At 66.9% G+C, this 245-nt stretch carries 1 protein-coding gene; it reads left to right on the top strand.

What is annotated here, in order from left to right; translation table 11 throughout:
* A partial coding sequence (locus ACR9ZK_RS23025) for a glycoside hydrolase family 68 protein (protein WP_481344237.1) occupies window positions 1–245 on the top strand: 245 nt, incomplete at both ends.

Here is a 245-nt window from a genome sequence, read left to right as displayed (position 1 = left end):
CCTGAACATGCCGGCCAATGCACCGGAGGGTCCTGACCCCCGCCAGAACGGCCGGCAGTTCCAGGCCTACTCGCCCTACGTTCAGCCCGGCGGCCTCGTCCAGTCGTTCATCGACAACGTCGACGGCGTCCGCGGCGGCTCCCTGTCACCCACCGTGAAGATGAACTTCAAGGGCGGCGTCACCCAGGTTGACCGCAGCTTCGGCCAGAACGGCCTCGGTCCGTTCGGCTACTTGCCCACCAACG

This window comes from Monashia sp. HAY1-5C, from assembly GCF_056755255.1.
Note: the sequence above shows the minus strand (reverse complement) of the source record. Positions and strands in the feature narration are given on the sequence as shown.